This window comes from Actinocrinis sp. (assembly GCF_035938995.1).
GTDB lineage: Bacteria > Actinomycetota > Actinomycetes > Streptomycetales > Catenulisporaceae > DASZGI01.
On record NZ_DASZGI010000337.1, the window covers coordinates 1 to 2,394 of the forward strand.

Consider the following 2,394-nt stretch of genomic DNA (forward strand, 5'->3'; position numbering starts at 1 on the left):
GGGTGAGCGCGATCAGCGGATCGACCAGGGTCGCGGTACCGCTCTCACTGGTCGGCGGCAGGCTGCGCAGCTGCCAGTAGGCGGCGACGGTCAGCCCGAGTGCGGCCAGGTCGGCGCCGACACGCGCGGCCCCGGCCATCCGCGGCGCAGATCCCGAGCAGCGCGGCTTCGGCGAGGTCGGCCCGCAGCGCCTGCGCCGGGCTGCGTCCGCGCACGGCCAGCAGATAGGACTCCGCCTGGCGTTGCGCGCCGAGCGGCCGGGCGGCGATTACGAGCGCGGAGACGACGAAGACGAGCAGCGCGAGCCCGATGCCTTCGAGGACGGAGCGGGCGATGGCGCGGGCCCGGTCGAGCGAGGCGAGCAGGGCGGGAAGGCCGCTGGAGACCTGGGATCCGGCGAACGCCTTAGAGTTCTGGATCTTCGCGATCAGGGTCGTGATCGCCTGCGCAGCGGTGGCGGGCTGCGGGCGGCCAGCGCGGAGACTGCGGGCTGGATGGCCCAACGCGTCTGAGTGCCGGTCAGCGCACCGGAGGTGAACGCGGCCGGGTCCACCGCCACGGGCCCGTAGGTGGTGGACGCTGTAGTGCTTCCTATCCCTGCGGCGCCGTTTACGCTCAAGCGCCAATACGGGCCGTTCGCGCGGCGGGGCTGGTAGATCCCGCCAATGGTGATCTTGACCGGTGGACCGCCCGCGGTCTGCTGCAAGGTGAGCATGGCGCCGACCGTGATGTGCAGCCGAGTGGCGACTACCAAGGGCACGGCCACAGGTATCGGCGATGACCCGTTGCTCCTGAGCGCCCTAGGCCACTGGCCGGCCACAAGCGTCGCGTGTGTACTCAGAGCGCTGAGGCCGGCCAGCTCGACCAGTTGCTGCTGGGCCTGCGTTGAGGTCGGGAGCGCCACCTGGTCGGTCGAGATCGCGCCGAGCTGAGTGAAAGAGCCGGCTCCGAGTGCGGCGCCGGCGCCGTCCCGCAGGGTCGTCGCCTGCGCCGCGAACTGCACGGGAGTTCCTGCGCTGGTCTCGACGCCGAGCGAAGTGTCGGCGGCGGCGAGCCGGGCCTCGGCGGCTGACTGCAAGGCCCCGCCTTCGTACACGGCCAAGGCGCACAGCACGGTCGCGGCGATGAAAGTGATCGACACGACTGTCCCGATCACGGTCCGGAACGCGATGATCCTCGACAGGATGTACGGCGCCCCGCCCCGCCTCACGACCTTGCCTCTCGCTCGCCCCGCGCCCGAGGGCAACTCAGCTCCTCGGCGACGGCTACGAAATGTCGAAGCTGCCGAAGGTCCAACATGGTGACTTCACCCTATCGGCTGACGTTCTCGCAGAGTTATACGGCGTCTGACGCGTGTGTCCGGGACGCGGTCAGACGGCGATGTGGATTGGGAGCCGGTTTTCCTCGGGTGGTCGAGCGCCGGTTGTTTGGGATCGCGCCACACGGTTAACCGAGGTGATCCCGTTGGAGGTGCGCTCATGCCGATGAGAACCAACGCGTCCGAGGCCGCGGCCGTCCGGACCCCGGTCCCCGCGTGGTTCGACTGGTTTCCCGCGTCCGGCTTCGATACCCACTTCTGGGAAGCACTGGCCGATCCCGTACCGGCGCGCCAGGCCCCGAGGGACGAGTCGTGACGAATCACAAAACGCTGAATCCGGTCCGCATCAGCACCCTGCGTCCTGAGCAGGCACGGACGATCCTTCTGGAGATCCCGGCCGAGCGCGAGCAAGTCCTGCTGGTGCGTTCGCTGACCGGGCACATCGCGGCCCGCACGGATCTGACCCTGGTCGATCTCGGCGACCTGCGGCTCGCCGTCGACGAAGCATGCGGCCTGTTCCTGCTCGACGCGCGCTTCGACGCGACAGACAGGGCGCTGAGGTGCCGGTTCGAGGAGCGGCCCGGGCTCCTGCGCATCCAGATTTCCGCTCCGGTCCCGCCCGGCATGCGCCCTGACCTGCACGACATCGGATGGATCATGCTCGGCGCCGTGATGGACGAGGCGTCCTGGTACACGGCGGACGGGATAGGAACCATCACCCTGGTCAAACGCCTGACCGCAGTGGACGCCCGATGAACCGCGGGCATTCGGGCGGGGCAACCACGCTGATCGCCGAACCGGCGCCTGCGTACCACGCGCGCTCTACCGGAAGCACCGCGACAGCTTCCCCGTACGCGCAGCGGCGGGCCGAGACCATGCACGTCCTGACGAGAATGAACCGCCTGACAGTTGGCGACCCCGAGCGCGAGCGGCTGCGCGGCCAGGTCATCGAGGACCACATGCCCTACGCCCGCCACATCGCGACGCGGTACGGCGGGCGCGGACAGCTGGTCGAGGACTTCGTCCAGGTCGCCTACCTCGGGTTGGTCAAGGCGGTGGACAACTTCGACCCGGAC

The 2,394-nt window shown here is 69.5% G+C and carries 4 protein-coding genes; 3 read left to right on the forward strand and 1 reads right to left on the reverse strand.

Features of this window, described 5'->3' with window-relative positions; genetic code table 11:
• Positions 1-427 precede the first annotated feature (427 nt).
• A complete protein-coding gene (locus tag VGZ32_RS24095) occupies positions 428-1,141 on the reverse strand; it encodes a hypothetical protein (protein ID WP_326888458.1) in 714 nt (237 codons plus the stop codon).
• 337 nt (positions 1,142-1,478) lie between these two features.
• Here VGZ32_RS24095 and VGZ32_RS24100 point away from each other — a divergent pair, with 337 nt between their 5' ends.
• The 3 genes from VGZ32_RS24100 to VGZ32_RS24110 all read left to right on the forward strand — a co-directional run.
• Positions 1,479-1,634 (forward strand): hypothetical protein, encoded by a 156-nt coding sequence (locus VGZ32_RS24100; RefSeq protein WP_326888459.1) that lies wholly within the window; start codon positions 1,479-1,481, stop codon positions 1,632-1,634.
• A complete protein-coding gene (locus VGZ32_RS24105) occupies positions 1,631-2,074 on the forward strand; it encodes an ATP-binding protein (RefSeq protein WP_326888461.1) in 444 nt (147 codons plus the stop codon). Before VGZ32_RS24100 ends, VGZ32_RS24105 begins: the two co-directional genes overlap by 4 nt.
• A gap of 137 nt (positions 2,075-2,211) precedes the next feature.
• Positions 2,212-2,394: sigma factor (locus VGZ32_RS24110; RefSeq protein ID WP_326888462.1), on the forward strand; the 183-nt coding region annotated here is incomplete at its 3' end.